Genomic DNA, 25,898 nt, shown 5'->3' with positions numbered 1-25,898 from the left:
CCTACAATGGACATTGTCTAAGTCAAGTGGCCATCCAATTTCACACCCGTTCGGGACCTGGCTCCCTTCACTGTTAGGCTGGTCCTTATGAGTGACCTGTTGGAACGACTTCGCGGACGCGGCTGGCGCATGACGGCGCAGCGGCGTGTCGTGGCTGAGGTCCTCGACGGCGACCATGTCCACCTGACGGCCGACGAGGTGCACGCGCGCGCGGTGACGAAGCTGCCCGAGATCTCCCGGGCGACCGTCTACAACACGCTGGGCGAGCTGGTCAGCCTCGGTGAAGTCATCGAGGTGTCGACCGACCGCCGCGCCAAGCGGTACGACCCGAACGCGCACCGGCCGCATCAGCACCTGGTCTGCGCCCAGTGCGGCGCGATCCGCGACGTACATCCGGCGGGCAGCCCGCTGGCCGACCTCCCGGACACGGAGCGCTTCGGCTTCACGATCTCGAGCGTCGAGGTGACGTACCGGGGCACGTGCCCGAACTGCGCGGCCGCCTGACGCACGCCTTCACGAACGGCCCGGTACCCGAGAGGTGCCGGGCCGTTCGTGATGGTCCGCGGGCAGTCGTTGGCCGCGGGCGACCACGGTCCGTGGGCAATCGTTCCGCAGACGCGCGCAAGGCCGTGGCCGGGCCCTTTCACCGCGCCCGGTTGGCATGCGGGTACGACAAAGGCCCGGATCCATCAGGATCCGGGCCTTTGTCTGTCAGTAGCGGGGACAGGATTTGAACCTGCGACCTCTGGGTTATGAGCCCAGCGAGCTACCGAGCTGCTCCACCCCGCGTCGATGAACGCAACACTACGTCACCCCGCCGACCAGCGCAAATCCCTATTCGTCGCTACGCCGTGAGCCCGCAACGCTCACGCCGTGAGCTCCTGGTGCAGCGCCTCGCGCAGCCGCGCCGCCCGCTCCGCCACCTCGGCAGGACCCAGCTCGACGGCCCGTGCGCACCACCGCTGGCCCTCGGTCAGCTCCCCTCTGCGGGCGGCGAGCAGCGCCAGGCGCAGTGCCGCCCTGCCGTGCCCGGCACGAGCCGCGCGGCACCACCACAGGGCCGCCTCCCGCTCATTGCCCTCGCGGGCGAGGAGCAGTCCGAGGTTGAAGGCACCGTTACGGCTGCCTGCCTCGGCCGCCTCGCGGTACCAGCGGGCGGCATCCACCATGTCGCCACGGGCGGCTGCGAGCATGCCGACCCGCACCTGGGCACGACGGTGCCCCTGCTCGGCGGCCCGCTCGTACCACTCCTCGCACTCGCTCTTCTCCGCCGTCGCCTCGCCGAGGGCGGGCGGCCCGGGCAGCGACTGGCGGGAGTCGAGCACCGTGGCGAGACGGAAGGCGGCCTCGGCGCTGCCGCCGCCCGCCGCGCAGCGCAGATGGCGCTCGGCCGCCTGCTCGTGACCGTCTCTGAGCAGCGCGATGCCGACCTGCAGTGCGGCCTCGGTGTGACCGGCGGCAGCTGCCCTCTCGTACCAGGTCAGAGCCGTACGGTCGTCGTCACGGCCGACGTAGAGGATGCCCAGGTTGAACGCCGCGTCGACGCTGCCGGCCTCGGCGGCCTTGGAGAACCAGGGCTCGGCACCGGTCGCGTCGCCTGCCTGCAGAAGCAGTACGGCGAGCGCGTTGGCGGCCTCGCGGTGGCCGGCGTAGGCGGCACGGCGGTACCACTGCTCGGCCTGCGGCGTACGGTCCTGGGCGGCGCAGAGCAGCCCGAGGTTGTATGCGCCGTTTATGTCACCCGCGTCCATGGCGGCGCGATACCAGCGCTCGGCGGTCTGCTGCTCCCCACGCGCGGCGTGCAGCGCGCCGAGGGCGTTGGCGGCGTTGCCGTCACCCTCCTGCGCGGCACGCAGCCACCAGACGGCGGCGCTCTCCTCGTCGCCCGCGTCCCGGAGCAGGAACCCGAGCGCGCAGGCTGCGCGGGCCTCTCCGTCCTTGGCTGCGGTGAGGTACCAGCGACCGGCCTCCTTGAACTCACCACGCTCCTCGAGGATCGCGCCGAGGTGCAGCGCGGCCCGCCGGTGCCCGCGGGCCGCGGCCTGCCGGTACCACTGCACGGCTTCGTCGAGCGCGGACAGCTCGACGTCGTGCTCACCGTCCGTGCCCGCGCCTGTGCCCGTTCCCGTTCCCGCGCCGTCGGGCTTCACGTCGTCCCGACCGACCGGGACCCCTCCAGCACGCCCGGCACGACCCGCGCCCGCGCCGTCGGACTTCACGCCGTCGGGCTTCACGCCGTCCTGGCCGACCTCGCTGGCCCGTCCCGCACGTCCCTCGCGCCCCATCCGCAGGCCCACGTCCTCGCCCGGGCGAGCCTCCTCCGCCGCCAGCCGCTCCAGCGTGCGGGCCAGCCGGTACGCCGCTTCGCGGTGGCCCTGCTCGGCCGCCGCGCGCAGCCAGCGCTCCGCGCCCGCGTCGCTGCGGTGCTCCAGAAGATCGGCGAGGGCGTACGCGCCCAGCGCGTGGCCCTGTTCGGCGGACTGGCGCAGCCAGTACTCCGCGGCGGGCTCGTCGCCACGCTCACGGAAGTGACGCCCCAGGGCGTGCGCCGCCGCCGCGGAGCCGGCGACGGCCGCGATACGCCACCACCCCGCCGCCTCGTCGGCGTACCCACGCTGATGGAGGAGGACACCGAGATTGTTGGCGGCGGCGCGGTCGCCGTCGGCGGTCGCACCACGCAGGTAGGGCTCGGCGCCGTCGAGGTCTCCGCGGCGCAGCAGCAGCGCGCCGAGCACGCTCATGGACGCGGTGTCGCCGCCGTCGGCGGCACGCCGGTGACCCGCCTCACTCCCCGCGGTCTCCACGGAAACCGAGTCGACGCCTTCACCACCGCCGGCGTTGTCAACGTTGTCAACAGCGTCGCCCCCGCTGCTCGCGTCCGCCACGCTTCCGGCATGCCGCCGCACAAACCGCCCTGTCTTCAACAGTGTTGCCCTGTCCCCCATAAATTCCATCGTCGCACCACCCGCAACCCGCGTACACCTGGTATACCGCAGCCAGTGAGGTCACTTCAGCGTTTTGTCGACATGCCCACAGATGGACAAGTCAAACACGACCGGACCCAACTCGCCCCGCGCGGCACACAGTTCTCACCGCAGCACATACGCACGAACAGGGCCCGAATCCTCAAAGGATTCGGGCCCTGTTCTTTTTCAGTAGCGGGGACAGGATTTGAACCTGCGACCTCTGGGTTATGAGCCCAGCGAGCTACCGAGCTGCTCCACCCCGCGTCGTTGTGTTGCAACCGTACCACGACGCGGGATGGTCCCTGCTCAGCCGCCCTTGGGGGTAGTCGTCGGACCGGGCTTGCTCTGAGCGCCTGCCGCCCGCTCCAGCGCGTCCTGCAGGGCAGCCTGCGCCTTGCCGTACGCCTCCCAGTCCGTCGGCTTCTTGTCGAGCGCCGCCTGGGCATCGTCGTACGCCTTCTGGGCGTCCGCGATGGCGGCCTTCAACGCTGCGTCACCGGTCGCCGGCGGCGGCTTGGTGGTGTCGCCCGGTGGCGGTGTCGTCGTCGGTGGCTCGGCGCCGCCCTCCTCGAAGACCGCGTTGAGTGCCTCCGTGAGACTGTCCTTGAAGACCGGTTTGCCTCCGCCGTAGGCGACGGCGACCTTCTTCAGCAGCGGATAGTTCGCACTGCCGCCTCGCGCGTACACCGGCTCGATGTAGAGGAACCCGCCGTCCAGCGGCACCGTCAGCAGGTTGCCGTACTCGATGTCGGAGTCGGTGCCTCTGAGGTCCCTGACGAAGGTCGCGACCTCCGGCACACCGTTGAGCTCACTCTGCACCTGCTGTGGCCCCTGCACCGTCTCGGTGACTCTCAACAGCCTCATCGTGCCGTACTTTTCGCTGTTGGCATCGGCGTCGACCGCCATGAACGCACCCAGGTTGGGGCGTCCGGCCGGCGTGAACGTCGTCGTCAGAGAGAACTTCTGCGCCTTGTCCCCGGGCATCTTGAGGCTCAGGTAGTACGGCGGAACGGCGCTGGTGTCCTTGTTCGTCGGGTCGTCCGGCACCTGCCAGGCGTCACTGCCGCTGTAGAACTGCTCGGGCTGGGTGACGTGGTACCGGGTGAGCAGCTCGCGCTGCACCTTGAACATGTCCTGCGGGTACCGCAGATGGGCCTTGAGGTCCGGCGAGATCTTGTCCTTCGCCTTCACCGTGCCCGGGAACGCCTTCATCCAGGTCTTCAGCACCGGGTCCTTGGTGTCCCACTGGTACAGGTTGACCGTGCCGTCGTACGCGTCGACGGTGGCCTTCACCGAGTTGCGGATGTAGTTGACCTGGTTCTGCTGCGCGACGACCGCACGCTGGTTGGTGGTCAGCGAGTCGGCAGTGGTGTCCCCCAGCGTCGTACGGGAGGCGTAGGGATAGCCGTTGGTCGTGGTGTACGCGTCGACGATCCACTGGATGCGGCCGTCGACGACCGCCGGGTAGGCGTCGCCGTCAATGGTCAGCCAGGGGGCGACCGCCTCGACGCGCTCCTTGGGCGTGCGGTTGTAGAGAATCCGCGAGCCCTCGCCGACTGCTCCCGAATAGAGGATCTGCGGCTCGCTGAAGGCGACGGCGTACGCTGCGCGGTTCAGCGGGCTGGAGAGGTTGACCCCGCTCTTGCCCTTGTAGCTGGTGGTCTCCTCACCGTTCTTCTCGTAGTCGAGTTCCTTCTGCGGGCCACCGACGATGGAGTACTGCTCGGTCTTCTCGCCGTAGTAGATCCGCTGCTCGTACTTGCCGAGCTGGCCGCTGGTCGGCAGCCCGGACTCGGTGAAGTCGGGGGAGCCGACGGTGCCCTTGTCCGGGTCCGTGATGGTGTTCGTGCCCTTGGCCGCGATCGCGCCGTAGCCGTGGGTGTACGTGAAGTGGTCGTTGATCCAGTTGCGCTTCTGGATGCCCTTGATGTTGAGCTCGCGCAGACCGATGACCGTGTCCTGCGGCTTGCCGTCGGTTCCGGGGTACCGGTCGACGTCGAGGGTCGCGGGGAACTGGTAGTACTTACGCTCCTGCTGGAGCTGCTGGAAAGCGGGTGAGACCACGTTCGAGTCGACCAGGCGGTAGCTTGCCGCCGTGGGGGCATCGGCGCGCTGCTGGGCCTTCCGCTTGGGGTCGCCCTTGCCCGAGTAGTCCTCCGGGTTGGCGTTGTCGATTCCGTACGCGTGCCGCGTGGCCTCGATGTTCTTCTTGATGTAGGGGCTTTCCTTGGCCTGCTCGTTCGGCTGGACCTGGAACTTCTGCACGATCGCCGGGTAGAGGCCGCCGATGAGGATCGCCGACAGGACCATCAGCCCGAAGCCGATCACCGGCAGCTGCCAAGTGCGGCGCCAGAGCGTCGCGAAGAAGAGCAGGGCGCAGATGACCGCGATGCAGAAGAGGATCGTCTTGGCCGGGAGGTAGGCGTTGGCGTCGACGAAGCGCAGACCCGTCCAGTTGCCGGTGGCCTTGAAGTCACTGGACTTCACCGCGAGGCCGTACCGGTCGAGCCAGTACGCGACGGCCTTGAGCGAGACGAAGACACCGAGCAGCACGGAGAGATGACCGGTGGCCGCGCCCGTCGCCCGGGCGCCGGGGCTGGTGATGCGCAGCCCGCCGTACAGATAGTGGGTCAGCGCGGCGGCGATCAGCGAGAGCACGGCGGCCGCGAAGCCGAAGCCGAGCAAGAACCGGTACCAGGGAAGATCGAACGCGTAGAACGACACGTCCATGTGGAACTGCGGGTCCTTCTGGCCGAAGGAGACGCCGTTGACCCACATCAGCCAAGTGCGCCACTGTCCGGTGGCGGAGGCTCCGGCGATCAGCCCGACGAGAGCGGTGATCGCGAGGAGCACCCACTTCTTGTACGGGGCGATGCTCATCCGGTAGCGGTCAAGACTCTGCTGCTCCAGCGACATGGCGCTCAGCGGTGGCCGCAGCCGGTGCGCGAGCCAGATGTTCACACCGACGGCTGTGGCCATCAGCAGCCCGAAGACAGCGAACAGCCCGATCTTGGTCCACAGGGTGGTGGTGAAGACGGAGGAGTACTTGACCGAGCGGTACCAGAGCCAGTCGGTCCAGAACCCGGCGAACATGACGAAAGCCATGGCCAGCACGGCCAGCACGCCCAGTGTCATGAGCAGGGTGCGGACACGCCGGGACGGCCGGCCCACTCTGATCCGTGGCCCGGTCGGGCCTCCGCCGCGGTCCGGCATCTGGAAAGCCAACGTGCGCACCTCTAAGTTCGCGGTCGTGGGAAATCGGGCCCCGCGATCGTAGAGCCCACTGATGCAACTTACTGAGGCTTTACCTAGTTCCCGTCCCGGGCCCGGAAGGAGGCAGGATATTGCCCATGTCCAACGATTCCTCTTCCGGCCCCCCGACGGCCGCGAGCCCGCTCACCCGAGCCGTGCTCGAAATCGACGAGTACGCATCAGGGCTCGGCTGGGACCAGCCGGCCAGGCTCTTCGCGCTCGTCGACACCGCCCACCTGCGCTCCCAGGAGCCGGGCCTCGCGGCCCAGCTCGGCCTCGACAGTGACGAGGCGGCCGCGCCGCTCACCCCGATCGAGCAGGACGAAATCCCCGCCGGCAAGGCGCTGGACGAGTTCCTCGCCACGATCGCCTGGCCGGAGGCGGTGGCAGGCTGCGCACTGACAGTGGAGCGCCTGATGCTCCCACCGTCCGCGGAGTCCTCAGTCCCGGACGGCCTCGACGAAGCGGCGCTCACCAAGTGGGTCGCCGGCCACCCGAAGCGCCAGGAGGTCCGCATGACCGTGGCGGTCCTGCGCGACGGCGCCCGCGAATCGGCGGTACGCCTGCGCGAAAAGGACTCTCCGACGGAAGTCCTGACGGGTTCGGACCTGGTCCCGGGCTTGGCGGAGGCGCTTGCGGCGACGTTCGAGGCCTAGCGGCGGGTGAGGGCACCGCCGTACCGGATCGTGAGGGATCGGGTGCGGCGGTTTGCTGTGTGAGCCCGCGGCCGGCCGGGCAACGGGGCGGGCGGCATCCGGGGTGCGGCACCACGCGCTCCCGGGGCAGGGAGCCCCCGGTTCCGGGAAGGGGCTGGTCGGGGGCAGCGCCCCCGGCATCAGCTCGGCGCGCAGGCCGGCAGCGCCGCCGTGTCCCCCGACTTGATCTTCTGCAGCGACGTCGCCGCATCGGCGATCGTGTTCACCTTCACCAGCGTCAGCCCGTCCGGGATGTCCGACGCGGCCGCCGCGCAGTTGTCCACGGGCGTCAAGAAGTACTGCGCCCCCGCGTTCCGCGCGCCGACCAGTTTCATCTCGATGCCGCCGATCGGCCCGACCTTGCCCTTGTCGTCGATCGTCCCCGTGCCCGCGACGAACTTCCCGCCCGTCAGATCCTGCGGCGTGAGCTTGTCGACGATGCCGAGGGCGAACATCAGACCCGCACTCGGCCCGCCCACATCTGCCAGGTTGATGTCGATACCGAACGGGAACGTGTGGTCGGTCCCGGCCTGGATGCCGACGATCGCCCGGTCGCCCTTGCCCGACTTCACCGTGGTGATCGTGACCTTCTCGGTGGTCCGGGGTTCCTTCCCGGCCTTCTCCGCCGCAGCCGCGTCCTTCGCCGGCACGATCGTGAAGGCGACGTCCTGGCCGGGCTTGTGCTTCACGACCAGCTTGGCGACGTCGGCCGGCTCCTTGACGGGTGTGCCGTCCACGGCCCGGATGACGTCACCGGCGTGCAGCCGGTTCTCCGACGGCGTGTCCTTGAGAACCGTGGACACCACGACACGCGACTTCACCGGGATCCTCAGCTGCTCCAGCGCGGCAACCTTCGCGCTCTCCTGCGACTGGGTGAATTCCTCGGCGTTCTCCTGCGTGGACTGCTCTTCCGTCTTCCCGTCCGGGTAGAGCGTGTCGTGCGGCACCACCACGTTGTCATGGGCCAGCCAGCCGTAGACCGCCTCGACGATGTTCATCTTGTAGTCCGCACCGGTGACCCTGACCGTGGTCATGTTGAGGTGACCGGTCGTCGGGTAGGTCTTGCGGCCGGAGATCTGAAGCACCGGCTCTCCACCGGCCGCGCCCAGGGTGTTCACCGTCGGCCCGGGCGACATCTCCGAGTACGGCACTGGGATGAACACCCCTGCGCAGAGCAGCGCAATGAAAACGAGGGTGGAAGCGAGCATCGTCGCGGTGCGGCGTGGCATGGAACGACAGTACGGGACGGGTTTGTCAGACCACCTTCGGGGCCGGTCCGTACGTGGCGGGGTGGCAACTGCGTACGGTCGGCGGCCGGGTCGTACCCGGTTACGCGGTATCAGTACCGGAGTCCGTCTTCTCCATCGCGTCGCGGAACCGCGCATATCCGGCAAGCTCGGCCACATCCCCGGTCGTCCGGTTCCGTGAAGCCCAGCTTCCCCATATCGCCGCACCGACGGCAGCGAAAAGCGGAATCAGCAACCAAGCGAGCGCTGCCATCACGACCTCCCTACCCCATGAGCAAACCCAACTGAGTGATCAGCAGATTAGCCATCTGCCAGTCCAACGCTCATGGCAGGGGGGCGGTTACGCAAATCGGGGTGCTTGAGCTCTGTGAGGGTTTCAGCAGGCTCCGACCCACTCCTCCGTGCCGTCGGAGAACTTCTGGTGCTTCCAGATCGGCACCTCGTGTTTGAGGTCGTCGATCAGCTTCCGGCAGGCCTCGAAGGCCTCCCCACGGTGCGGGCAGGACACGGCGACCACGACCGCCAGATCTCCGACCTCCAAGTCACCCACACGGTGGACGGCGGCCAGCGCCCGAACGGGGAAGTCCACGGTGACCTTCTCCGCGATGCGGCGCATCTCGGCCTCGGCCGTGGGGTGGCACGAGTACCCGAGAGTGTCGACATCGGCGCCGCCGTCGTGGTTGCGCACGGTGCCGACGAACAGCGCGGTGCCGCCCGCCGCGTCGTCGCCGACGGCCGCGAAGACCTCGTCGAGAGAGAGCGGGGTGTCGCGGATCGCGAGCAGACGGATGGGGTCGTCCGCCGCTTGCTCGCCGGGGTGGTCGTACCTGCTTGCCATGCCTTCCATCGTGCCGTACCGCACTGACAACTCGGAATAGCTCTTTCGACCGGTCGGTGACACACCGTCCTGGAGCCTCCTACAGACCGCCCACAGCGCCCGCGGGCGCTAGATACGGCGCCGCGCCTTGCGGGCACGGCGCACCAGGGCCGCCGTGCCGAGCAGCGCGACCGTCGCACCCGCCGCACCCGCAGCCGTGGCGTCCTTGCGGCCCAGGCGGCGGCCCGCGACGGTGTGGCGGCCCTCCACCTCCTCCAGCAGCGCGGCGAGGACCTCCTCATTGGTCCACTGGGGCCGCCAGCCCGCGTCATGCAGCCGGCTCACACTGACCACCCAGGGGTGCATGGTGTACGCCAGGTCACCGGCCGGGGACGGGGTCAGGCCGATCCGGTGGAGCCTGGCCGCGGCCCCCAGGGCGACCGCCGAGGGCAGCTCCATCCGGCGGATGCCGCTGAGCTCCTCGACCTCCTCCTGCTCCAGCCAGCCGTCGCAACCGACCGCGAGTTCCCCGTCGACCTTCTCCAGAGCGGCGTACTCGAGCGCGCTCACCAGGTCCTCGACATGGCAGAACTGCCAGGTGGGACGCGATCCGGCGACCACGAGCAGACGCGGCGACTCGAAGTAGCGGGTGAGCGCCGTGTCAGTGCCGCCCACCAGGACCGCGGGTCTTACCACCGTGACGTTGAGCCCGGGGTGGGCGCGGGGTGCCCGGCGGCCCAGGCGCTCGATCTCCAGCAGGTCACCGACGCCCGTGGCCTCTGCGGTGGCGCGCAGCTCCGCGTCCTCGGAGAGCGGGATGTCGTTGTCGGGCAGCGCCCCGTACACCATCGCCGAGGTGCACAGGACGACCCGGTGGACACCGGCCGCCGCGGCGGCGGTCAGGACGGTCTGGGTACCGCGCACGTTGTACGCCGTACGGGCGGCGGAGTCGGTCTCCAGGTCGAGATCGAGGGCCAGGTGCACCACCACGTCCGCACCGCGCAGCTTCTCCGCGATGGCCGGGTCACGTACGTCGAGGATGTGCCAGTGCGCCTCGGAGACCTCGCCCCGGCGCTCGTCGATGGCGACGACCTGCTTGATCTCCTCGGAAGCGGCCAGGCGCCGGACAAGCAGGTCACCGACGCCGGAGGCGGCGCCGGTGACCGCGACGACGGGACCACGGCCGTGGGACCCGCGGCCTGAGGCCGGGGTTGATTGGTTTCGCGCTGCGCGAACCTGCGGATCTGGGGAACTCACCAGGCGTCTCCAGCGGTTGTCTTCAGTACGTACGCGAACGACGCGTCCGCACCAGGTGGCGTCCATCCTGCCGCAGGCCAAGAGTCGGCGGAGCACCGAGCCCATATGCGGCCCGGATGTCTACGCTGGGTGGTGTTGTCGGGCAGTCGCCGTCGGCAGGAAGCCGGCGGCCCTACGAGCCGAGGAAACCCGTGAGTGACACCCCATTCGGATTCGGCCTTCCGCCGGAGGAGCCGGAGAACGGCGACGAGGGCAAGAAGAAGGATCCCGCCGGAGGTGGCCAGGGCTCCGGCGGGCAGTTCCCGACGAATCCCTTCGGGTTCGGTGGGGGCGGCGGTGACAATCCGTTCGCCGCGATGTTCGGTTCGCTGAATCCGAACGACCTGGGCGCGGCCTTCCAGCAGCTCGGCCAGATGCTGAGCTACGAGGGCGGTCCCGTGAACTGGGACATGGCCAAGCAGATCGCGCGCCAGACGGTCTCGCAGGGCACGCCGGACGGCACCAAGGACCAGAGTGTGGGTCCGGCCGAGCGCACCGCGGTCGAGGAGGCCGTACGGCTCGCCGACCTGTGGCTGGACGGAGCGACCTCGCTGCCCTCCGGCGCGAACACCGCCGTGGCGTGGAGCCGTGCCGAGTGGGTCGAGGCGACGCTCCCGGCGTGGCAGCAGCTCGTCGACCCGGTCGCCGAGCGTGTCGGCCTGGCCATGGGCGATGTGCTGCCCGAGGAGATGCAGGCCATGGCGGGCCCGCTGATCGGGATGATGCGCTCCATGGGCGGCGCGATGTTCGGCCAGCAGATCGGGCAGGCCGTGGGTGTGCTGGCGGGCGAGGTGGTCGGTTCGACCGACATCGGCCTGCCGCTCGGCCCGGCCGGCAAGGCCGCGCTGCTGCCGTTGAACATTGAGGTGTTCGGCAAGGACCTCGGCGTGCCGAAGGAAGAGGTGCGGCTGTATCTGGCCCTGCGCGAGGCCGCCCACCAGCGGCTCTTCGCCCATGTGCCGTGGCTGCGCTCGCATCTGTTCGGCGCGGTCGAGGGGTACGCCCGCGGGATCAAGGTCGACACGAGCAAGCTGGAGGATGTGGTCGGCCAGTTCGACCCGACGCATCCCGAGCAGCTGCAGGAGGCTCTCCAGCAGGGCATGTTCCAGCCGGAGGACACCGCGGAACAGAAGGCGGCGCTGGCCCGCCTGGAGACCGCGCTCGCGCTGGTCGAGGGCTGGGTCGACGCGGTGGTGCACGAGGCGGCCTCGACCCGTCTGACGTCGGCGGACGCCCTGCGGGAGACGCTGCGCAGGCGCCGGGCCTCCGGCGGTCCCGCCGAGCAGACATTCGCGACGCTGATCGGTCTTCAGCTGCGTCCGCGCCGGTTGCGGGACGCCTCACGGCTGTGGGCCTCGCTCACCGACGCACGGGGCGTGGACGGGCGGGACGGACTGTGGGAGCACCCGGACATGCTGCCGACGGCCACCGACCTGGACGATCCGGACGGCTTCGTCCACCGTGAGCAGCTCGATTTCTCGGAGCTGGACAAGATGCTCGGTGAGGCGGCGGGCGGCAGCGGCAAACCGAAGCTCGACAAGGACGACCTCAAGAAGGACGACCCCCAGAAGGGCACCAAGGACGACGAGGGCGACAAGGACCAGTGAGCCTGCACGACGACGCCGTACTCGTACTGAAGGGCTACGAGGATCAGGAGGAGCTTCGGCAGGTCTATCTGGACCACCTGGCGGCGCACCCGGACGGGATGTGGAAGGCCTGCCGGGCCGGGCATCTCACCGCGAGCGCGCTGGTGGTCGACCCGGAGCGCGGCCGGGCGTTGCTGACACTGCACAAGAAGCTCGGCATGTGGCTGCAGATGGGCGGCCACTGCGAACCTGACGACGCGACGCTGGCCCTGGCCGCGCTGCGCGAGGCCACGGAGGAGTCCGGGATCCACGGGCTGACTCTGCTGCCCGGTGGTCCTGTGCGGCTGGACCGGCATGCGATTCCGGCGCCGTGCCACTGGCATCTCGATGTGCAGTACGCGGCGCTGGCTCCGGCCGGGGCGGTCGAGGAGATCAGCGAGGAGTCGCTGGATCTGCGTTGGTTCGCGTACGACGAGGTGGCGGGTGTGGCCGACGAGTCGGTCGTACGACTGCTTGAGCGTACGCGTGCGGCGCTGTAGCGAGCCGCTCATGAGCCGGGGCGTGAGGAAGAAGCGTCAGTAAGGGGCGGCCTCTTATGGAGGCCGCCCCTTACCTGTATGAGCCGCCCCTTACCTGTATGACCTGTGTGCCTGGCGTGTGTCAGTTCCAGGCGTTGTTCTGGTTCTGGGCGTGAGCCCCGTGCTGGCCCACGCCGTACTGGGCGCGCAGGCCCTGTCCGATCTCCGCACTCTGCGGCGGCATGACCTCGCTGGGCTGCACGAGCGCGAAGCCCTGGCCGAGGAAGCTGAGTTCCCAGCCCTCGCCGGTGCTGCCGCGCCGACGCCGTACGCCGGAGGAGTGTGTCTGCGCCTGCATCTGGACGCGCAGCGCGGAGGACCAGGCGACGATCGCGTCGGCATCCACGTTGATGTACTTGTCCGGCGTGACCTGCATCATCAGTGGCTGCCCGGAGGTCATCAGCGCGACCTTGCCCCGGCCGGAGATATTGAGCTGGTACTTCCCGGAGCCGGAGATACCGTACTGGCTGTCCACCGCGATGACCTCGGTGTGCAGTGTGGAGTCGAGCGCCAGGACATAGGCGCTGTCGACCGTCATGCCCTCCTGCTCGACGTCCACGACGTGGATGTACTGCGCGAGATTGGCAAGGTAGACCGTGCCCTGCCCGGAACAGCGCATCAGGTCCAGGCCTTCACCGGTGTTGGCGCGGGCCCGCCGCTGGTTGTTCGACTGGTACTCGCCGTCGAAGTCCATCAGCCCCTGGTACGCGACCATGGCGCCCTTGCGGGCGAGGACGTCGTCATGGCCGGTGAGCGAGACCCGCAGCAACTGCGGGTTCTGCACGGTGTACCGGTCCTGGGACTGCTGTTCGGTGTAGCTGAAAAGCGGACTCTGCATGATGTGTGCTCCTCCCCCTCAGTGCCGGATCCGCAGGCGGTCGGTACTGTCCTCGCTCGGCTGTACGACGACAATGCCCTGTCCCGAGAAGGCCATCTGGTAGGCCTCTCCGCTGCCCCGCCCGATCAGCGAGGAGGCCTTGAAGCTGCGCTTGCCCTTCACCTTGAGGTTCGGGGACCACGCGACGAGGGCGTCCGGGTCGACGTACGTCTCGTCCTCACCACGGCCGCAGTCGACGACGATCGGCGTACCGCGCGAGGTGAGGGCCACCCAGCCGGTGCCCGCGACCTCGACGTTCCACAGGCCCTGACCGGCGAACTTGGCCATGCCCTTGACCCGCTCGACGCCCCACTGCAGGTGCGCGTCGAAGGCCAGCAGATTGGTGCCGTTGACCGCGAGCGAGTCGTTGTTGAGGTTGATGACGACGACATCCGCGCCGTAGTCGGCGAGGTAGAGCAGCCCGTCTCCGGAGCACTTCATGATGGGAGCGCCCTCGCCGGTCACCCACTGGGAGGCGATCTGGCGGACGGCGGGCGGGTTCGGCTCGTACTGGACGAAGCCTTCGTAGGCGACCATCGAGCCGGTGCGTGCGTACAGGTCCTGGCCGGTGGCCATGGCGACCTTGAGCATGGCGCGGCCGTGGTTCTCCATCCGGGCCGCGATCGGGGTCGGGGCGAAGCCCGCGAGTTGCTGGTTCATTCTTCGGGCTCCCTCAGACCTCGTACGGCTGGACGACGATGAAGTTGCCGGGTGCGCCCCGGAACTGGAGGTTGATGGTCTCTCCGCTGTGCCCCGGGTACGCGTTGCGGCGCAGCCGGACCTGGCTGGAGAGGATGACCTGTGACGCGGCCGACCAGGCGACGACCGCATTGCAGTCGGCGAACGTCGTCGGCGTGACCGGCAGGACCACGGGGATGCCGTGGGTCTTCACAATGACGGTGCCGGTGCCCTGGAACATCATGGTGAACAGGGCGCCGCCGGGGATGCCGTGGCCCTCGATCCTGCGGACCTCGTGCTGCAGCGACTCGTCGAAGGCGAGGACGTTCTCCGCGGAGACGCAGATGCCGTCGCCCTGCAGCTCGATCGAGTGCAGATGAGAGCCGTCCTCCGCGAGGAAGATCTGGCCGCGGCCGCTGCAGCGCATCAGCTGCATCTCCTGGCCGGTCGCATTGCCGACGATCCGTCCGGCGAAACCGGCACCCTTGTAGCTGAAATCGACCTTGCCCTGGTACATCACCATGCTGCCCTGGCGGGCGAGGACAGGCGTGCCACCCACGGTCAGATCGACCCGCATGAGCTGCTGGTTCTGCGGGGTCCAGCGCTGGCCGGTGGGGGTCTCGCGGTAAGGCTGGAGGGCGGCCTGCAGGCCGGCGCCGGCCTGCGGGGCTCCCTGGGGAACGCCTTGCGGGAAACCACCCTGAGGGGGCATGCCGGGAGGCTGCTGACCGTACGGGGGCGGGGCCTGCTGTCCGTACGGCGACGGCGCGCCCGGCTGCGGGACCTGACCCGGCATCTGCCCCGGGACCTGCCCGTACTGCGGCTGCTTGGGCGGTTGTCCGTACGGGGAGGGGGGAGCCGGCGGCGGTACGGTGCCGCCGTGCGGGGTCATCGGCGCCACGATGGTCGGCGCGGAATGCATCTGCGGGTTCTGCTGAGGGGCGGGCGCCTGGGCCGCGGGAGCACCGAAGGAGGGCGCGGGCTGCGGTCCTTGAGGGGCCTGCGGCATCTGGGGCGCCTGCGGTGCGCCGAACGCCGGGGCGGGCGCGGTGGCCTGCACGGGCGGCGCGAACGAGGGCGCGGCACCCTGCGGTTGCTGTGCGGCCGGTGACTCCTCGGCGACCTCGCCGCCGAAGTTCTTCAGCAGCGCGTCGAGACCGCCGTCGAAGCCCTGGCCTATGGCGGCGAAGCGCCACACGTCCTTCAGGTAGAAGTCGCCCAGCATCACGGCGCGCTCGGTGGAGAACTCCGAGCCGTTGAAGGCGTAGCGGACGACCTCCTCGCCACCCGCGACGATGCGGATGTACCCGGGGCCGACCTGAGACATCTGTCCGGCACCGTCGATCGTCGCGGTGAAGGAAAGCCGGTGGATGCTCGCCGGAATGCGGTCCAGAGTGACGCGAAATGACTCGGTGTCACCGGATTGCGCACCGAGCAGCTGAATGGATTCCTCGGGAGACTTCGGCTGGTTGAAGAAAATGAAGTACCGGTCGTCCGAGAGCTGCTCGTTGGCGTCGAGTCCGAAGCAGCTGATGTCGAAGGTCAGCCCAGGAGCGGCGATCTGCACACCTACGTACAGATCCGTTCCCGGCGTGAGATCACTGATCTTGGCCTTGTGGCCGCGTTGGAATTCCCTGGCCATGCGTAACGACCGTCCCCCATCCCGAAATGTAATGCGTCGCGCCAGGCTAACGGCTGAGGCCGACATTGAGCCAAGCCGGTACACATTCGGTACAGGACCGTCGACGGTCCTCCCCGCCGGTCACTCTCCGCGCGCGGCGGGCAGATGCGGCAGCCGGTCGGCCGCGACAACGCCTTCGAGGTAGCCCCTGGCCCGCTCGGTGCGGGGGTACGCCTCCAGCAGCCGCCAGAACCGCGGGCCGTGGCCGGGCACGAGCAGATGGGCCAGCTCATGGACGAGTACGTAGTCGACGACGTACTCCGGCATCCCCTGCAGGCGGTGTGACAGGCGGATACTGCCCTCCGCCGGAGTGCAGGAGCCCCAGCGGGTGTTCTGATTCGTCACCCATCGCACGGATGTCGGCCTTGCGCGTCCGTCGAAGTACTGGGCGGACAGCCGCTCGGCGCGCTCGCCCAGTTCGGCGTCTCCCAGGATCCGCTTGCTCTCCTGGGCAGCGAGCTTGTCGAGCATCACGCCGACCCAGCGCTGCTCCTCCGCCTCCGACATCCTGGCGGGGATGAGAACGATGGTCCGGTCACCCTCGCGGTAGGCCGAGACCGTTCTGCTGCGCCGGGCGCTCCTGCGGACCTCGACCGCGCTCGTCCCCGATCCGCGGGGCGGGTGGCTTGGCGCGCTGCGGTGTTGACTTCCGGCGCTGTGCTGTGGGGTCTCCCCAGCGAAGCGAGGGGAAGGGTCGACGGACACGCCCCGACGTTACCCGCTGTCAGAGGAGGAAGTCCCGCCTCCGGGACGGTTCGATCTTGATCCACTCCATGGCGTGCACCATTTGAACGACTAATGCCCGCACCTGTGGATAACTTTTCACACCCGTCGGCGCTGCCGGGCATTCTGACAACAGTTCACAGGAGAAGGCCGGACGAAAGATCAACGGGGGAAGCGGATATGCATCCGACGGTGAAGCCTGCCTTGAGGCGCGCATGGCGGGAGCGACAGACCGTGCAATTCGGGGCCACACCCGCACACGCGGTGATGGTCGGTCCGGTGGACACCGCGACAGGTGCCCTGATCGAGCTGCTGGACGGGACGCGGGGGTTGCCGTGGCTGCGCCAGGAGGCGCGGTCGATAGGCCTGCCCGAGGGACAAGTGGACGCCCTCGTGAACCGGTTGACGGCGGCCGGGCTGCTCGACGATCCGACGGCAGGCGGCCCCGCGGCCGATGCGCTGCGGAAACGACCCGGGGCCCTCGACCGGCTGCGCTCCGACCTGGCGTCGCTCTCCGTGGTCCATCCGGAACCGGGCGGCGGGATACAGCGCCTGGCGGCCCGGCGGGCCATGCGTGTCCAGGTCCGGGGCGCGGGGCGAGTCGGTGCGACGGTCGCCGCAGTGCTCTCGGCCGCCGGCGTGGGCGCGGTGGAGGTGCTGGACGGCGGATGCACCGAGCCGTGGGACGTGGCGCCCGGCGGGCTGCCGGCGGAATCGGTCGGTGAGCGGCGGGACGCGGCGGCCCGGCAGTTGGTGCGGCGGTCCGCGCCCGACCGTCCCCCACGCGCGGGAGAGTCGGCAGGGACCACGGAGTGCGCCGAGCCCGGTCTCTCCCTGGTCATCGTCGCGCCGCGGGACGGCCTGGCGGCCTATGCCCCCGATCCGGCCGCCGCCGAGGACTGGATCGTCACCGGGACACCCCATCTGTATGCGGGAGTTGTCGAGGGGACCGGTGTGGTGGGCCCGCTGGTGCTGCCCGGCGGCACGGCCTGCGCCGGGTGTCTGGAGCTGGACAGGGCGGAGCGCGACCCGGCGCGTCCCAGGCTGCTGGCACAGTGGCGCTCGGGCCGCCGGAGAGCATTGCCGGCCTGCGATGTCGCTCTGGCCACCGCCGTGGCAGGGATGACGGCGGCGCACGCGCTGTCCTTTCTCGACGGGGAGCTGCCCGCGAGTACGGGGGCGCGATGGGAGACTTCACTGCCTCTGCTTGACTGGCGCTCGGAGACGATCAAGCCGCACCTCGACTGTGTCTGCAGTGCGGTAGGGAAGAGTGAGAGGGAGCACACCTCGGGGATCGGGCCGCCGCCGCACGAGACAATGGCCGGGTAACCGCCGTCGACGAAGCAATGCTGTACGGCACACGCGGCACGGCAGTCTGGGATTTGGAGGGGCGCATGTCTGATCTTCCCCGGAAAGCGGTCACCCGAACCGCCAAGTTGGCCGCGCTGCCACTGGGCTTCGCGGGCCGTGCCACTTGGGGTCTGGGCAAGCGGATCGGCGGCAAGTCCGCGGAGATCGTGGCCCGGGAGCTGCAACAGCGCACTGCGGAGCAGCTGTTCAAGGTGCTCGGCGAGCTCAAGGGCGGTGCGATGAAGTTCGGACAGGCCATGTCCGTCTTCGAGTCGGCTCTCCCCGAGGAGATCGCGGGCCCCTATCGCGCGGCCCTGACCAAGCTTCAGGAGGCGGCGCCCCCGATGCCGACGCGCACGGTCCACTCGGTGCTGGAAGAGCGGCTGGGCGAGGAGTGGCGGGAGCTGTTCCTGAAGTTCGAGGACAAGCCGTCGGCCGCCGCGTCCATCGGCCAGGTGCACCGGGCGGTGTGGCACGACGGGCGCGAGGTCGCGGTGAAGGTGCAGTACCCGGGGGCGGGGGATGCGCTGCTGTCCGACCTGACGCAGCTCAGCCGTTTCGCCCGGCTGCTGGGGCCGCTGATTCCCGGGATGGACATCAAGCCGCTGATCACCGAGCTCCGCGACCGGGTGTCGGAGGAGCTGGACTACGAGCTGGAGGCGCAGGCCCAGCGGGAGCACGCGGCGGAGTTCGCGGACGACCCGGATGTGCTGGTGCCCGATGTGGTGCACCAGTGCGACCAGGTGCTGGTGACCGAGTGGATCGACGGGATACCGCTGGCCGAGGTGATCGCCGACGGCACGACCGAGCAGCGGGACCGGGCGGGGCAGTTGCTGGCGCGCTTCCTCTTCTCGGGCCCGGCCCGTACAGGACTGCTGCACGCGGATCCGCACCCGGGGAACTTCCGGCTGCTCCCGGAGGAGGACGGCGAGAGCTGGCGGCTCGGCGTGCTGGACTTCGGCACCGTGGACCGGCTGCCCGGCGGACTGCCGCAGACCATCGGCGACTGTCTGCGGATGACGCTCGAGAGCGAGGCCGAGGCGGTCTACGAGCTGCTGTGCGATGCAGGCTTCGTCAAGGAGTCCATAGAGCTCGACCCGGACGCGGTGCTGGAGTATCTGCTGCCGATCATTGAGCCGGCGGAGGCCGAGGAGTTCACCTTCACCAGGAGCTGGATGCGCAACCAGGCAACGAGGATCGCCGACATCCGCTCCCCCGCACATCAGCTGGGCAAGCAACTCAATCTGCCGCCCTCGTATCTGCTGATACACCGGGTGACGCTGAGCACGATCGGGGTGCTGTGCCAGCTGAACGCGACAGTGCGGCTGCGGGACGAACTCGAATCGTGGCTTCCCGGTTTCCTGCCGGAGGACGAGGAGGACAGCACGGCGGTCGGCGCCCAGGCCTGAGCGACCGCCGCCGTGCCAAAGCTGCCGCGCCCGGTCGTCACCACCAGGCTGAGTCGAGCCTGCCCTCGATCGCCCTGATGTTGGCACGTGCGCATTCGTCGCAGAAGTAGTGACGGCTGCCGTTCTCCACAGAGCAGATCCAGGTGGGCGGTGGTCCCTCGGCGATCGCGCCGCAGTGGGAACACACGATGCTCTCGGCACCCGGCTGCGCCGGGTGCGGAGTCTGCTGCTGGTCCACCTCGTGACGATAACCCCACAAGGGACCGGCCGCCGGGACAACGCACCGCGGGGGCCGGTCCGTGCGGACCGGCCCCCGCGGGTCAGTGTCTGACGTCAGTGCGCTTGTGTGGTCAGTGCATGACGGCCATGGCCAGTGCGCGGCGGGCGCGCAGCGACGCACGCTCGGCGCGGCGCTGCATCCGCCGGGCGGCGATCAGGCGAACGGCCTGGCGTTCCGCGTCGGCCTCCCGCAGGCGTTCGTGCATATGCGCACGCGCCATGGCTTCTGGGATGAGTTGCATCTCACGGGTCCTGTTCTGACGCGAGGCGTTCGCGCCGATGATGGTGACGGCTGGAGTGGCGGAGCCTGACGGCTCGCTCGTGGAAGAGGTCATTGGGGCCAGCTTCTGGGGATCGTGCGTGACGGGACGGTCGATGGTTCCGATGGCGTTCATGCCGCAACCGGGTTCTTGCGCGGGCGACCACGCGGCCGCTTGCGGGCGACGACGACGCCCTGGACGAAGAGCTCGCCGCCCCAGACGCCCCACGGCTCACGCCGCTCCTTGGCGCCCGCGAGGCAGGCCTCCATCAGCGGGCAGGTACGGCAGAGGGACTTGGCGTACTCGACATCGGCCGGCGACTCGGCGAAGAAGACCTCCGGGTCGTAAGAACGGCAGGGGACGGGTGCGCCGAGGGCCTCGATGGCGTCGTCGAGCGCGGAGAGCGCGGTGAGCGGAGTGAGCGGAGTCAAGGTGGTGTCCTCAGTGAGGGCGGGCGGGAGGATCGTCTCGGAAGGCGGTACGGACGGGGCGTGCGCTTCGAGTTGCACGGTGGTGTCGTTCCTCGTCTGGTCGTTCCGGCCTGTTGGCCGGGTGGCGGCTGGTACCGGGTGCTTCTTGTCCCGAGGCCCCTTCGCCCTGTCGTCCCGCTTTCGGGAAAACAGAAGGGCCGCGGATCCCGGGTGGGGTTCCGCGGCCCTGAAGGCGCCGGCCTGATTCTGGATCAGGCTGGATCACTCCAGGGTTCGAGCCCGCGGAAGGCCCACATCGTGTGGTGCTGCGTCGTCTGGTGCTGCGTCGTCTGCTTCTGGGTTTCGGCACTGGCTGCCGCAAAGGCATAGGCCCGAGCCTTTGCCGCTGCTACTCCTGCTTCCAGTGCCTTGGTCGGTCGCTCATTGCGCTCCAGGACGGGGAGACCGCCCAGACGGGACACAGGAAGTGCGGCCGAAATGCCGGACACACCGGTGCCGTTGAACGCCGCGGAGAAGCCGAGCGAGCAGGCGGAGACGACCGAGCGATCGGTCATTTTGGCGGTGCTGACGAAGCTCGTCTTGATGCTGATCACTGGAATCGCCTCCTCTCGGCGTCTAGAGGACCGGCCGGGGCCGATCGCGCGTATTCGGATAAGTACAGCACGGGGACAGGGCTTCAGAGAAGCCGCCGTTCCCGTGGTTAAGAACCTATGGGGATTGCTGGGGCGGGCGCAAACTATTTTTTCGACGAGTTTGTATCAGTCCTCCTCGTCCTCTCCCCCAACCTCCTGACCTGCGCAGATCGTCAGCACATCAACTCCGAAGCGCTCGAGCTTGCGGCCGCCGACCCCGGAGATCCCGGCCAACTCGCCCTCACTCCCCGGCACGGCCTCGGCGATCGCCATCAGCGTCTTGTCGGTGAACACGCAGTACGCGGGCTGGCCCAGCTCCTTCGCCTGCTCAGAGCGCCACTCGCGCAAGCGCTCGTACAGTGCCTCGTCCATGTCGGAGGGGCAGTCCTCGCAGCGCATCAGTTTCATCTCGCCCGCGTCGGTGAGCGTCTTGCCGCAGACGCGGCACAGGACGGGCCCGCGCCGCTTGCGCCTGCCGCCGCTGCCGCGGTCGATGCCGCCGGCACCGCCCGCGGCCCGGGCGCCGGGGGCTGCCGAGCCGGGACGCATCCCGTTCAGGAACCGGGTGGGGCGGCGGGAGGCGCGGCCGCCGGGCGAGCGGGAGAGCGCCCAGGACAGGGAGAGGTGGAGACGGGCGCGGGTGACGCCGACATAGAGCAGCCGGCGCTCCTCCTCGACCTGCTCGTCCGTCTTCGCGTAGGTGATGGGCATCATGCCCTCGGTCAGACCGACCAGGAACACGGCGTCCCACTCCAGGCCCTTCGCCGAGTGGAGCGAGGCGAGAGTGACTCCCTGGACGGTGGGGGCGTGCTGGGCGGCGGCGCGCTCGTCCAGCTCGGCCACCAGATCGGCGAGGGTCGCCTCCGGCTTGACCCGTACATAGTCCTCGGCGAGGCGGACCAGCGCCGCCAGGGACTCCCAGCGGTCGCGCACCGCTCCCGATCCGGCGGGTGGCTCGGTGGTCCAGCCCTTGGTGGAGAGCACTGCCCTGACCTGAGCGGGCAGGTCCTCGGCATCGTCGAGCAGCGAGTCGTTGCCACCGGCGCGGGCGGCACCGCGCAGGGCCACGCCCGCTTCCCGTACCTCGGGCCGGTCGAAGAAGCGCTCGGCACCGCGCAGCTGGTAGGGCACTCCGGCATCGGCCAGCGCCTGCTCGTAGACCTCCGACTGGGCGTTGATCCGGTAGAGCACGGCGATCTCGCCGGCCGGGACGCCTGCGGCGATGAGGTCGCGGATACGGCGGGCGATGCCCTCGGCCTCGGCCGGCTCGTCCGCGTACTCCGTGTAGGCGGGCTCGGGGCCGGCCTCGCGTTGCGAGATCAGTTCGAGGCGGTGTTCTGCAGCCCGGCCGCGGGCCTGGCTGAGCAGACCGTTGGCCAGATGGACGACCTGGGGCGTGGAGCGGTAGTCGCGGACCAGCTTGACCATGGTCGCGTCGGGGTGGCGGGTGCGGAAGTTCAGCAGGTGGTCGGGGGTGGCGCCGGTGAACGAGTAGATCGTCTGGCTGGCGTCGCCGACGACGCAGAGGCTGTCGCGGTCGCCGAGCCACAGGTCGAGAAGCCGCTGCTGGAGCGGGCTGACGTCCTGGTACTCGTCCACCACGAAGTGGTGGTACTGCCGGCGGATCTGGTCGGCGATGTCGTGCCGGTCCTGGAGGATACCGACCGTGAGCAGCAGCACATCCTCGAAGTCGATCACCGAGCGGTCGCGCTTGAGCTGCTCGTACATCCCGTAGACCTGGCTGATCTCGGCCGGATCGCGCGGGGCGTCGCGGTGCGACTTGGCGACCGCGGCCGGATAGTCGGCCGGCACGGTCTGGGTGACCTTGGCCCACTCGATCTCGCTCGTGACGTCGCGCAGCTCATTGCGGTCGAGCCGGATGCGGCAGCGGGCAGCGGCCTCGGCGACCAGCTGGATCTTGCGCTCGAGGAGCCTGGGCAGCTCGCCGCCGACGACTTTCGGCCAGAAGTACTGCAGCTGGCGCAGGGCGGCGGAGTGGAACGTGCGCGCCTGGACGCCGCCCGCGCCGAGCTGCCGCAGCCGCCCACGCATCTCGCCGGCGGCGCGGTTGGTGAAGGTGACGGCCAGCACGCTGGCGGGCTGGAGTATCCCCGCGCGGACGCCGTACGCGATGCGGTGGGTGATCGCACGTGTCTTGCCCGTGCCGGCGCCTGCCAGCACGCACACCGGCCCGTGCAGAGCCGTCGCGACCTCGCGCTGCTCGGGGTCGAGCCCGTCGAGCACCGCGTCCGCCGAATCGGGGACCTGTGGGAAAAGAGAGGAGTGCGTTGCTGCTGTCACACCGCCATGCTGCCAGGTCGGCGGAGATGGGTGCGGCCGTTGTCCCCAGGGGGACAAGAGCAGTCGTACTTATGCGGGAATGGTGGCCAGGTCAGCTACGTTCACATACCCGGTGCGAACACGCATCGAGCGAAAGATCCGGCGAGATCCGGCGGGACGAACAGAGGAGCGCAGAGACAATGCAGGGTTCTGTGACGATGTACAGCACGACGTGGTGCGGCTACTGCCGTCGGCTGAAGAGCCAGATGGACCGCGAGGGCATCGCGTACACCGAGATCAACATCGAGCAGGACCCGCACTCCGCGGCCTTCGTCGAGAAGGCCAACGGGGGTAACCAGACCGTTCCGACCGTGCTCTTCGCGGATGGTTCGACGCTGACGAACCCCTCGCTGGCCCAGGTCAAGCAGAAGATCAGCGTCTGAGCAGGCAGGCAGCGGGCCCGTCGGCCGACTAGGCCACCTCTCCGGGCTTCGGCAGCGGCTTGCCGTACCAGAGCTCGATGAGACGGGCCGCAATCGAGACCCCGTAGGGAGGCAGCACCTCCCCGGACTCGAATGCGGCCCGCAGGTCTTCCCGGGAGAACCAGCGCGCCTCGTGGATCTCTTCACCGTCCACATTGATCTCGGAGGACGTCGCCCGCGCCATGAAGCCCAGCATCAGGCTGGACGGGAAGGGCCAGGGCTGGCTGGCGATGTACTCGACCTCGCCGACCGAGACGCCCGCCTCCTCCCAGACCTCGCGGCGCACGGACTGCTCGATCGACTCGCCTGGCTCCACGAAGCCGGCGAGCGTCGAGAAGCGGCCCTCCGGCCAGTGCACCTGCCTGCCCAGCAGCGCGCGGTCCTCCTCGTCGGTGACGAGCATGATCACAGCAGGGTCGGTACGGGGGTAGTGCTCCGCTCCGCAGGCCTGGCAGCGCCGGATGTGGCCCGCGGCAGCGATGACCGTGCGCTCACCGCAGCGTGAACAGAAACGGTGCAGCCGCTGCCAGTTCTCCAGCGCGACCGCGTGCACCAGCAGGCCCGCGTCGCGCTGTGAGAGCAGCAGCCCCGCTTCGCGCAGTCCGGCCGGACGGGCCGACTGGTCGATACGCCCGGGCAGGGCGTCCTTCTGGAGCGCGAAGTAGCGCGCCCCTTCCTCGTCCGTCCCCAGGAAGTAGCGATGGGTCTCGGTGACGGGGGCCTCGAAGGCGGGCGTCATGACGAGTTCGGTGCGGCCGTCGGGGGTGTCGTCGATCAGCGCCTGACCGCCGGAGACCACGAAGACCCGGGTCGACGGGTGGCTCCACGCCGCCGCCAGCCAGGCCTCGTCGAGACGGTGGTGGGCCTCGCGGTCGATACCGCTCGGCGCGGTGAGACCGATCGGGCGGTGCGTGGTGCCGTTGCTTGTGGTGCTCACGGTTATTTCCAACTCCCCCGGGTGGATTGGGTTCAGGTCAGCGGAGTGCGGCGGCGAGGTCGCCCCACAGGTGGGCTGTCGTCTCCACGCCCTTGAGGAGCAGGTCCAGTTCGACCTTTTCGTTGGGCGCGTGCCAGCCGTCGGACGGTACGGAGATGCCCAGAAAGAGGACGGGTGCGTCCAGCACGTCCTGGAGGTCGGCGGCGGGGCCCGAGCCGCCCTCCCTGGTGAAGCGGATCTTCCGGCCGTCGAAGGCGCGACTCATGGCCCGTACGACCGACTGCAGCGCGGGGTGGTCCAGCGGGGTCAGACAGGGGCGGGTCGACGCCGCGAAGGTGATCTCATGGCGGATGCCCGCCGGGACGCGGGCCGCGACCCAGTCGCCCACGGCCTGCTCCACTTTCTCCGGGTCCTGGCCCGCGACGAGGCGGAACGTCAGCTTCAGCTGTGCGGAGGACGGAATGATCGTCTTGCCGCCGGGGCCCTGGTAACCGCCGCCGATGCCATTGAGCTCGGCGGTCGGACGGGCCCAGATGCGCTCCAGGGTGGAGTATCCGGCCTCACCGAGGGTGCCGTGCGACCTGGCGGTTTTGAGCCACGACGCCTCGTCGAAGGGAAGCTCGGCGAAGAGCTCGCGCTCGGCATCGGTGAGCGGCGCGATGCCGTCGTAGAAGCCGGGGATCGTGACGTGTTCCTCATCGTCGTGCAATGCGGCGACGAGGCGGGCGGCGACGGTGGCGGGATTGGGCACGGCGCCGCCGAACGAACCGGAGTGGATGTCCTGGTCGGGGCCGTACAGCACGATCTCGCAGTCCGCCAGGCCGCGCATGCCGGTGCAGACGGTGGGGGTCGTCTCGGACCACATGCCGGTGTCGGACACAATCACGGCGTCGGCGGCGAGGCGGTCGGCTGCGCTCTCGACGAGAGCGCGGAAGTTCGGGGAGCCGGACTCCTCCTCGCCCTCGATCAGCAGCTTGAGGTTGACCGCGGGGGCGGTGCGCCCGGTGGCGGCGAGGTGGGCCCGTACGCCCAGGGTGTGGAAGAAGACCTGGCCCTTGTCGTCCGCCGCGCCGCGGCCGTACATGCGGCCGTCGATGATCTGGGGCTCGAACGGGTCGGTGTGCCAGCCGTCCTCGCGGGTTGCGGGCTGGACGTCGTGGTGGCCGTAGACCAGGACAGTGGGCGCGTCCGGGTCTCCGGACGGCCACTCGGCGAAGACCGCGGGGGCGCCGGGCGTGGGCCAGATCTCGACGACCGGGAAGCCGGTCTCCCCCAGTTTGGCCGCCAGCCAGTCGGCGCTGCGCCGTACGTCCGCGTCGTGGTCGGGCTGGGCCGATACGGACGGTATGCGCAGCCAGTCGGCGAGGTCGTCGAGGAAGGCGGCGCTGTGCTGATTGATGTACGTACGGACGGCGCTGTCCGGGGTGTCGCTCATGCATGTG

The 25,898-nt window shown here is 69.4% G+C and carries 23 protein-coding genes and 2 tRNA genes; 7 read left to right on the top strand and 18 right to left on the bottom strand.

Annotated features, from left to right (window positions below):
* Nucleotides 1–87: 87 nt before the first annotated feature.
* Complete coding sequence (locus tag OG966_RS27005; protein ID WP_326652464.1) at nt 88–504, top strand: Fur family transcriptional regulator; 417 nt, start codon at nt 88–90, stop codon at nt 502–504.
* A gap of 211 nt (nt 505–715) precedes the next feature.
* On the opposite strand, the gene OG966_RS27000 is transcribed toward OG966_RS27005, so the two are convergent.
* From OG966_RS27000 to OG966_RS26985, 4 genes are all read right to left on the bottom strand, one after another.
* A tRNA-Met gene (locus OG966_RS27000) sits at nt 716–789 on the bottom strand.
* 77 nt (nt 790–866) lie between these two features.
* Nucleotides 867–2,954 (bottom strand): tetratricopeptide repeat protein, encoded by a 2,088-nt coding sequence (locus OG966_RS26995; RefSeq protein ID WP_326652463.1) that lies wholly within the window; start codon nt 2,952–2,954, stop codon nt 867–869.
* A gap of 202 nt (nt 2,955–3,156) precedes the next feature.
* A tRNA-Met gene (locus OG966_RS26990) sits at nt 3,157–3,230 on the bottom strand.
* Between the two features lie 42 nt (nt 3,231–3,272).
* Nucleotides 3,273–6,179, bottom strand: a complete 2,907-nt coding sequence (locus OG966_RS26985) for a UPF0182 family membrane protein (RefSeq protein WP_326655390.1) — start codon at nt 6,177–6,179, stop codon at nt 3,273–3,275.
* Between the two features lie 137 nt (nt 6,180–6,316).
* Here OG966_RS26985 and OG966_RS26980 point away from each other — a divergent pair, with 137 nt between their 5' ends.
* Nucleotides 6,317–6,874 carry a PPA1309 family protein gene (locus OG966_RS26980; protein WP_326652462.1) on the top strand — a complete coding sequence of 186 codons (558 nt, stop codon included), beginning with the start codon at nt 6,317–6,319 and terminating at the stop codon, nt 6,872–6,874.
* Between the two features lie 179 nt (nt 6,875–7,053).
* Here OG966_RS26980 and OG966_RS26975 read toward each other — a convergent pair whose 3' ends face one another.
* From OG966_RS26975 to OG966_RS26965, 3 genes are all read right to left on the bottom strand, one after another.
* Entirely contained in the window at nt 7,054–8,142 is a 1,089-nt protein-coding gene (locus OG966_RS26975; protein WP_326652461.1) for a YlbL family protein, read from the bottom strand.
* A 394-nt stretch (nt 8,143–8,536) separates the two neighbouring features.
* Nucleotides 8,537–8,998, bottom strand: a complete 462-nt coding sequence (locus OG966_RS26970; RefSeq protein WP_326652460.1) for a molybdenum cofactor biosynthesis protein MoaE — start codon at nt 8,996–8,998, stop codon at nt 8,537–8,539.
* 108 nt (nt 8,999–9,106) lie between these two features.
* The gene (locus tag OG966_RS26965; RefSeq protein WP_326652459.1) at nt 9,107–10,234 is read right to left on the bottom strand and encodes an SDR family oxidoreductase; all 1,128 of its coding nucleotides are present in this window, start codon (nt 10,232–10,234) and stop codon (nt 9,107–9,109) included.
* 191 nt (nt 10,235–10,425) lie between these two features.
* On the opposite strand from OG966_RS26965, the gene OG966_RS26960 reads away from it, so the two are divergent.
* Both OG966_RS26960 and OG966_RS26955 read left to right on the top strand, forming a co-directional pair.
* Nucleotides 10,426–11,880, top strand: a complete 1,455-nt coding sequence (locus OG966_RS26960; protein WP_326652458.1) for a zinc-dependent metalloprotease — start codon at nt 10,426–10,428, stop codon at nt 11,878–11,880.
* Entirely contained in the window at nt 11,877–12,398 is a 522-nt protein-coding gene (locus tag OG966_RS26955) for an NUDIX hydrolase (protein ID WP_326652457.1), read from the top strand. The genes OG966_RS26960 and OG966_RS26955 overlap by 4 nt, the downstream gene beginning before the upstream one ends.
* 121 nt (nt 12,399–12,519) lie before the next feature.
* On the opposite strand, the gene OG966_RS26950 is transcribed toward OG966_RS26955, so the two are convergent.
* The 4 genes from OG966_RS26950 to OG966_RS26935 form a co-directional block, all read right to left on the bottom strand.
* Nucleotides 12,520–13,275 carry an AIM24 family protein gene (locus OG966_RS26950; protein ID WP_326652456.1) on the bottom strand — a complete coding sequence of 252 codons (756 nt, stop codon included), beginning with the start codon at nt 13,273–13,275 and terminating at the stop codon, nt 12,520–12,522.
* Between the two features lie 18 nt (nt 13,276–13,293).
* Complete coding sequence (locus OG966_RS26945) at nt 13,294–13,974, bottom strand: AIM24 family protein (RefSeq protein ID WP_326652455.1); 681 nt, start codon at nt 13,972–13,974, stop codon at nt 13,294–13,296.
* Between the two features lie 13 nt (nt 13,975–13,987).
* Nucleotides 13,988–15,634, bottom strand: coding sequence for a TerD family protein (locus OG966_RS26940; protein ID WP_326652454.1), 1,647 nt, complete (start codon nt 15,632–15,634; stop codon nt 13,988–13,990).
* Between the two features lie 120 nt (nt 15,635–15,754).
* The gene (locus OG966_RS26935) at nt 15,755–16,378 is read right to left on the bottom strand and encodes a M48 metallopeptidase family protein (RefSeq protein WP_326652452.1); all 624 of its coding nucleotides are present in this window, start codon (nt 16,376–16,378) and stop codon (nt 15,755–15,757) included.
* 198 nt (nt 16,379–16,576) lie between these two features.
* On the opposite strand from OG966_RS26935, the gene OG966_RS26930 reads away from it, so the two are divergent.
* Together OG966_RS26930 and OG966_RS26925 are read left to right on the top strand one after the other, a co-directional pair.
* Complete coding sequence (locus OG966_RS26930) at nt 16,577–17,725, top strand: ThiF family adenylyltransferase (protein WP_326652451.1); 1,149 nt, start codon at nt 16,577–16,579, stop codon at nt 17,723–17,725.
* Nucleotides 17,726–17,790: 65 nt separating this feature from the next.
* Nucleotides 17,791–19,155 (top strand): ABC1 kinase family protein, encoded by a 1,365-nt coding sequence (locus tag OG966_RS26925; RefSeq protein ID WP_326652450.1) that lies wholly within the window; start codon nt 17,791–17,793, stop codon nt 19,153–19,155.
* Nucleotides 19,156–19,192: 37 nt separating this feature from the next.
* Here OG966_RS26925 and OG966_RS26920 read toward each other — a convergent pair whose 3' ends face one another.
* The 5 genes from OG966_RS26920 to OG966_RS26900 form a co-directional block, all read right to left on the bottom strand.
* On the bottom strand, nt 19,193–19,393 hold the full coding sequence (locus OG966_RS26920) for a hypothetical protein (RefSeq protein ID WP_326652449.1): 201 nt from the start codon (nt 19,391–19,393) through the stop codon (nt 19,193–19,195).
* A gap of 112 nt (nt 19,394–19,505) precedes the next feature.
* A complete protein-coding gene (locus tag OG966_RS26915) occupies nt 19,506–19,829 on the bottom strand; it encodes a hypothetical protein (protein ID WP_326652448.1) in 324 nt (107 codons plus the stop codon).
* The gene (locus tag OG966_RS26910) at nt 19,826–20,203 is read right to left on the bottom strand and encodes a WhiB family transcriptional regulator (protein WP_326652447.1); all 378 of its coding nucleotides are present in this window, start codon (nt 20,201–20,203) and stop codon (nt 19,826–19,828) included. The genes OG966_RS26915 and OG966_RS26910 overlap by 4 nt, the downstream gene beginning before the upstream one ends.
* A 173-nt stretch (nt 20,204–20,376) precedes the next feature.
* Entirely contained in the window at nt 20,377–20,718 is a 342-nt protein-coding gene (locus OG966_RS26905; protein ID WP_326652446.1) for a hypothetical protein, read from the bottom strand.
* A gap of 165 nt (nt 20,719–20,883) precedes the next feature.
* Entirely contained in the window at nt 20,884–23,058 is a 2,175-nt protein-coding gene (locus OG966_RS26900) for an ATP-dependent DNA helicase UvrD2 (RefSeq protein WP_326652445.1), read from the bottom strand.
* Between the two features lie 179 nt (nt 23,059–23,237).
* Between OG966_RS26900 and OG966_RS26895 the strand changes: the two genes are divergently transcribed.
* A complete protein-coding gene (locus OG966_RS26895) occupies nt 23,238–23,480 on the top strand; it encodes a mycoredoxin (RefSeq protein WP_326652443.1) in 243 nt (80 codons plus the stop codon).
* A gap of 28 nt (nt 23,481–23,508) precedes the next feature.
* On the opposite strand, the gene nudC is transcribed toward OG966_RS26895, so the two are convergent.
* Both nudC and OG966_RS26885 read right to left on the bottom strand, forming a co-directional pair.
* Entirely contained in the window at nt 23,509–24,456 is a 948-nt protein-coding gene (gene nudC / locus OG966_RS26890; protein WP_326652442.1) for an NAD(+) diphosphatase, read from the bottom strand.
* 37 nt (nt 24,457–24,493) lie between these two features.
* Nucleotides 24,494–25,891: a dipeptidase gene (locus OG966_RS26885; RefSeq protein WP_326652441.1), complete on the bottom strand. Its 1,398-nt coding sequence runs from the start codon at nt 25,889–25,891 to the stop codon at nt 24,494–24,496.
* Nucleotides 25,892–25,898: the final 7 nt, after the last annotated feature.

The organism is Streptomyces sp. NBC_01750 (genome assembly GCF_035918095.1).
GTDB lineage: Bacteria > Actinomycetota > Actinomycetes > Streptomycetales > Streptomycetaceae > Streptomyces.
The sequence above is the reverse complement of the archived record's forward strand: the minus strand, read 5'-3'. Positions and strand labels throughout refer to the sequence as shown.

Bases quoted from the DNA above. Each gene is read 5' to 3' on its own strand.
- OG966_RS26970 (WP_326652460.1), bottom strand. From the start codon at position 8,998: ATGGCAAGCAGGTACGACCACCCCGGCGAGCAAGCGGCGGACGACCCC.
- OG966_RS26995 (WP_326652463.1), bottom strand. From the start codon at position 2,954: ATGGAATTTATGGGGGACAGGGCAACACTGTTGAAGACAGGGCGGTTT.
- OG966_RS26940 (WP_326652454.1), bottom strand. From the start codon at position 15,634: ATGGCCAGGGAATTCCAACGCGGCCACAAGGCCAAGATCAGTGATCTC.
- OG966_RS26895 (WP_326652443.1), top strand. From the start codon at position 23,238: ATGCAGGGTTCTGTGACGATGTACAGCACGACGTGGTGCGGCTACTGC.
- OG966_RS26930 (WP_326652451.1), top strand. From the start codon at position 16,577: ATGCATCCGACGGTGAAGCCTGCCTTGAGGCGCGCATGGCGGGAGCGA.
- OG966_RS26915 (WP_326652448.1), bottom strand. From the start codon at position 19,829: ATGAACGCCATCGGAACCATCGACCGTCCCGTCACGCACGATCCCCAG.
- OG966_RS26925 (WP_326652450.1), top strand. From the start codon at position 17,791: ATGTCTGATCTTCCCCGGAAAGCGGTCACCCGAACCGCCAAGTTGGCC.
- OG966_RS26975 (WP_326652461.1), bottom strand. From the start codon at position 8,142: ATGCCACGCCGCACCGCGACGATGCTCGCTTCCACCCTCGTTTTCATT.
- OG966_RS26885 (WP_326652441.1), bottom strand. From the start codon at position 25,891: ATGAGCGACACCCCGGACAGCGCCGTCCGTACGTACATCAATCAGCAC.
- OG966_RS26985 (WP_326655390.1), bottom strand. From the start codon at position 6,179: ATGCCGGACCGCGGCGGAGGCCCGACCGGGCCACGGATCAGAGTGGGC.
- OG966_RS26945 (WP_326652455.1), bottom strand. From the start codon at position 13,974: ATGAACCAGCAACTCGCGGGCTTCGCCCCGACCCCGATCGCGGCCCGG.
- OG966_RS27005 (WP_326652464.1), top strand. From the start codon at position 88: ATGAGTGACCTGTTGGAACGACTTCGCGGACGCGGCTGGCGCATGACG.
- OG966_RS26980 (WP_326652462.1), top strand. From the start codon at position 6,317: ATGTCCAACGATTCCTCTTCCGGCCCCCCGACGGCCGCGAGCCCGCTC.
- OG966_RS26950 (WP_326652456.1), bottom strand. From the start codon at position 13,275: ATGCAGAGTCCGCTTTTCAGCTACACCGAACAGCAGTCCCAGGACCGG.